This window comes from Bacillus thuringiensis (assembly GCF_001182785.1).
Lineage (GTDB): Bacteria > Bacillota > Bacilli > Bacillales > Bacillaceae_G > Bacillus_A > Bacillus_A thuringiensis_S.
The window spans coordinates 275,001-280,000 of the sequence record NZ_CP012099.1 but is presented as its reverse complement, the minus strand read 5'-3'; the positions used below and the strand labels follow the sequence as shown (position 1 = coordinate 280,000).

Here is a 5,000-nt window from a genome sequence, read left to right as displayed (position 1 = left end):
ATCTTTAGTATCATCTATTTCCATACAGCTATATTCTCTTAATAAATATTTAAGATATGCTCAAGGTTCGAATTGATTAATAGTATTTCCTTTTTAAACACATATACTGGATTAAAAATACGTACCTCAATTTATCAAGTGTACCGAACACACACGTACAGAACACTTGTTCCTTTCATTGCTTCACTTTTTATATAACATTAATAGATATTAATCCCATACCTATATTTACGTTTTACTACTAAAAGAGCGAATCATTTCACTAACAAAGCATTTAGTTTCATTTCTAGTATATATCCCCCTTTTGAAATACATATAGAATCATAATTTCCGTTGTTTCTATCTCCCCCCTAAGAATACACAACCATACAAAAACAATTCTACAACAAGGTATACGGCGGCTGCACAATTATAAATCTTAATCCTCTCAATACCTACAAGGGTGCTGTCCGCCTTTAACGCAAATATATACTAAAAAAATTTCAATATAAAATGGCCGGAATTTCTACACTAAGAAAAATCCGGCTCTTATTTTTAGGCAACAACCAAAATCATTTTTACATTCAGTATTAAATGTCTATTCAATATTCCCTACTCCGCTCTGGTAAAGGTGAATGTATCATATCTGTCACTGCATAATATAGATTTTCTGGATGTTCGGCTATCCGATGACATAAATACAAATACCACTCTTTCCCATAAGTCAAATATACTCTAGCGTTATGTCCTTTGTTTTTCAAATCTCTTAACATATCCGGACGAATTCCATATAACATTTCTATTTCTACATTAGGATGACTAAAATATTGACGTTGCTCCATCTCTTTAATAAGAATTTCATCATGTGTAGCTATAGACACAGGGTGATGGTTTTCAACTAGTTTTTCTACAATTTGAAGATACTGTTGATTTAAATCAGTTGATCTAGGCATAGCAATATCCGGAACTTCTTGATAGGCACCTTTTACAACTCTTATTTTTCCTGGATAATGAAGGAGTTCTTGAATATCATTGTTTGAGCGGTATAAATGTGCCTGTATTGTTATCCCTACATTATGATATTGCTCAGTTACCTTTTTATAAATAGAAAGAATGTCCGCTGCTTTAGATGATTCTTCCATACTTATCATAAGGGTAGTTCCATGTACTTTCGCCTTCTCTGCCAACTCCATTAAATGAATATAAGATATTTCTGGATCTATAGATAATCCAATATGAGATAAGTCGAGTGATACTGTTTGTTTCATAGATAGAGCACCCATGTCCCCAATAAGATTCAAAAACTCATTTTTTGCTTTATAGCATTCCTCTATATCTAGAGTATTTTCCCCTATGTATTCTAGTGAAGTATGATAACCTTTTGTAATTAGTTCTTTTGCCGTCCCAATTCCCTCATGTCTCGTTTCTCCGGTGACAAAGCGTTTCGCAGCTTGTAATAATAACGCATAGAGTTCAGTGGATTGTTGTACATATGCTTTTATATGTTCATTTCGTGCAATCGATTTAAATGCCTGAGCTACTTGTAATTCTGGTTTAGTCATCACATTTTCATCTCCTTTAGAACTATTTGATCCTACTATAGCATGCTAAAATGGTTTGTATTAGTACCATTTCATCCAAACTTTTATGGTACCAATTTTGATGAAGGGAGCATTTATATGCTTTGGATACCTATTGATCGATCTTTAGATATAAGTTTAATTCGACAAGTTTATCACCAAATACGTGAACGAATATTAAACGGAGAGCTACAATCCGGTGAAAAACTACCAGCAACAAGGGAATTATCTTCTGAGTTAGGTGTGTCTAGGAATGTAATTTTAGAAGCTTATGATCAATTATTTTCCGAAGGCTTTTTGGTCACTCGGCAAGGAGCTGGGACATTCATTGCCGAAGGGACTTATTTAGAACAACGTAAAAAATCAACTCTAATTGATTCTTTATCTTGGTGCGAAGAAACAAACAAAGACAGTAATATCATTAATTTTCGTTCAGGAATACCAGCATTAGACTTATTTCCACGTAAAGGATGGGCAAAGTTGTCTCACACTATATGGAATGAAACACCTCCTTCTACGTTTGGATATGATATCCCCCAAGGGCGTCCCGAATTAAGAAAGGTTTTATCACGCTATTTACTAAAAACAAGAGGAGTTTTTTGTCATCCAGAACAATTGGTGGTTACTTCCGGTGCAACTCAAGCTTTAACACTTGTTTCTAAGTTACTTTTGTCATCAGGTGACGAAGTACTAATAGAAGATCCCATCACCAATGATATTCAAACAATTTTTAAAGATTCAGGAGCCTTTCTTTCCCCTATACCAGTTGATGATAATGGGATGAATACATCTTTGTTACCTGCAAATAAAAATCCAAAATTCATCTTCATTACTCCTTCTCATCAGTTCCCTTTAGGTGGAACGTTGCCAATTCAACGACGTGTTCAATTGGTTAACTACTCAAGAAAAACAAATTGTTACCTCATTGAAGATGATTATGATAGTGAGTTTCGATATGAAGGTTCACCTGTAAGTTCATTGCAGGGATTGGATCCCGAACGCGTTATATACATAGGTTCATTTAGTAAAATTTTATCACCGGCCCTTAGGATGGGATACTTAGTTCTTCCCTCACACCTTATTGAAAAATGTCGCAGGATAAAATGGTTTTCAGATTTACATACACCTTCTTTAAATCAGCTTATCCTTGCTAAATTTATTGCCGAAGGTTATTTGGAACGACATATTATGAAGATGAAAAAAATCTATAAAAATCGAAGAGACTTCCTTATCCAGCAATTAAAATCAGTATTCTCAAACACAATCAATATTTTCGGTTATTCTACAGGATTACATCTAATTGTTGAATTCAATCAAGTTCAATTCACAAAAGAATTACTTGAGAAAATCCAACAACTCGGAGTGAAAGTATATCCTGTGGAAGCCCACGCCATTGAAAAAGGAAAACATCACAATCGAATTATTATAGGGTATGGCCATTTAACAACTGAAGAAATAAAAGAGGGTGTGAGCAGGCTCCAGAGAGCAATACTTCGTATATATTCTTGTTAACAAATAGACTTTAATTTTCTAAAGGTATGCTACTTAAATGTGAAATTCTAATAAAATAAAGTTGTTTCTTGCTAGATAAACGTACTCATAGAGCTTACATTAATTACAAGTTTATTTTATAAAACACAAAAAAGACGAGTCATTCTGACTCGTCTTAAAGTTGCTTGGCGACGTCCTACTCTCACAGGGACAAGGTCCCAACTACCATCGGCGCTAGAGAGCTTAACTTCCGTGTTCGGTATGGGAACGGGTGTGACCTCTCTGCCATCATCACCAAACTATTGAAGGCATATTCCTTCAAAACTAGATAACATTGCTACATATTATATGGTTAAGTCCTCGATCTATTAGTATTCGTCAGCTCCACATGTCACCATGCTTCCACCTCGAACCTATCAACCTGATCATCTTTCAGGGATCTTACTAGCTTACGCTATGGGAAATCTCATCTTGAGGGGGGCTTCATGCTTAGATGCTTTCAGCACTTATCCCTTCCGCACATAGCTACCCAGCTATGCCCTTGGCAGAACAACTGGTACACCAGCGGTGCGTCCATCCCGGTCCTCTCGTACTAAGGACAGCTCCTCTCAAATTTCCTACGCCCACGACGGATAGGGACCGAACTGTCTCACGACGTTCTGAACCCAGCTCGCGTACCGCTTTAATGGGCGAACAGCCCAACCCTTGGGACCGACTACAGCCCCAGGATGCGATGAGCCGACATCGAGGTGCCAAACCTCCCCGTCGATGTGGACTCTTGGGGGAGATAAGCCTGTTATCCCCGGGGTAGCTTTTATCCGTTGAGCGATGGCCCTTCCATGCGGAACCACCGGATCACTAAGCCCGACTTTCGTCCCTGCTCGACTTGTAGGTCTCGCAGTCAAGCTCCCTTATGCCTTTGCACTCTACGAATGATTTCCAACCATTCTGAGGGAACCTTTGGGCGCCTCCGTTACACTTTAGGAGGCGACCGCCCCAGTCAAACTGCCCACCTGACACTGTCTCCCGGGTCGATAAGACCCGTAGGTTAGAATTTCAATACAGTCAGGGCGGTATCCCACCAGCGCCTCCACCGAAGCTAGCGCTCCGGTTTCAATGGCTCCCGCCTATCCTGTACAAACTGTACCAAAATTCAATATCAGGCTACAGTAAAGCTCCACGGGGTCTTTCCGTCCTGTCGCGGGTAACCTGCATCTTCACAGGTACTATAATTTCACCGAGTCTCTGGTTGAGACAGTGCCCAAATCGTTACACCTTTCGTGCGGGTCGGAACTTACCCGACAAGGAATTTCGCTACCTTAGGACCGTTATAGTTACGGCCGCCGTTTACTGGGGCTTCAGTTCAGAGCTTCGCTTACGCTAACCCCTCTCCTTAACCTTCCAGCACCGGGCAGGTGTCACCCCCTATACTTCGCCTTACGGCTTCGCAGAGAGCTGTGTTTTTGCTAAACAGTCGCTTGGGCCTATTCACTGCGGCTTTCCGTTAAGAAAGCACCCCTTCTCCCGAAGTTACGGGGTCATTTTGCCGAGTTCCTTAACCAGAGTTCTCTCGCACACCTTAGGATTCTCTCCTCGCCTACCTGTGTCGGTTTGCGGTACAGGCACCTTTTATCTCGCTAGAAGCTTTTCTTGGCAGCGGGGAATCAAAGACTTCGCTCCATAAGGAGCTTCCCCATCACAGCTCAGCCTTCACGATAAGCGGATTTGCCTACTTATCAGCCTAACTGCTTGGACGTGCACAACCAATCGCACGCTTCTTCTATCCTTCTGCGTCCCTCCATTGCTCAAACGATAAAGAGGTGGTACAGGAATATCAACCTGTTGTCCATCGCCTACGCCTGTCGGCCTCGGCTTAGGTCCTGACTAACCCTGAGCGGACGAGCCTTCCTCAGGAAACCTTAGGCATTCGGTGGACGGGATTCTCACCCG

General features: G+C 40.4%; 2 protein-coding genes and 2 rRNA genes (1 of these 4 only partly in view). 1 reads left to right on the top strand and 3 read right to left on the bottom strand.

Annotated features, from left to right (window positions below; genetic code table 11):
* Positions 1-581: 581 nt before the first annotated feature.
* The gene (locus AC241_RS01605) at positions 582-1,541 is read right to left on the bottom strand and encodes a proline dehydrogenase family protein (RefSeq protein ID WP_050844798.1); all 960 of its coding nucleotides are present in this window, start codon (positions 1,539-1,541) and stop codon (positions 582-584) included.
* A gap of 117 nt (positions 1,542-1,658) precedes the next feature.
* Between AC241_RS01605 and pdxR the strand changes: the two genes are divergently transcribed.
* Positions 1,659-3,071 (top strand): MocR-like pyridoxine biosynthesis transcription factor PdxR, encoded by a 1,413-nt coding sequence (gene pdxR / locus AC241_RS01600; RefSeq protein WP_050842423.1) that lies wholly within the window; start codon positions 1,659-1,661, stop codon positions 3,069-3,071.
* 162 nt (positions 3,072-3,233) lie between these two features.
* Here pdxR and rrf read toward each other — a convergent pair.
* Together rrf and AC241_RS01590 are read right to left on the bottom strand one after the other, a co-directional pair.
* A 5S ribosomal RNA gene (gene rrf / locus AC241_RS01595) occupies positions 3,234-3,349 on the bottom strand.
* A gap of 49 nt (positions 3,350-3,398) precedes the next feature.
* A 23S ribosomal RNA gene (locus AC241_RS01590) occupies positions 3,399-5,000 on the bottom strand; it runs 1,320 nt beyond the window's last position.

Bases quoted from the DNA above. Each gene is read 5' to 3' on its own strand.
- AC241_RS01605 (WP_050844798.1), bottom strand. From the start codon at position 1,541: ATGACTAAACCAGAATTACAAGTAGCTCAGGCATTTAAATCGATTGCA.
- pdxR (WP_050842423.1), top strand. From the start codon at position 1,659: ATGCTTTGGATACCTATTGATCGATCTTTAGATATAAGTTTAATTCGA.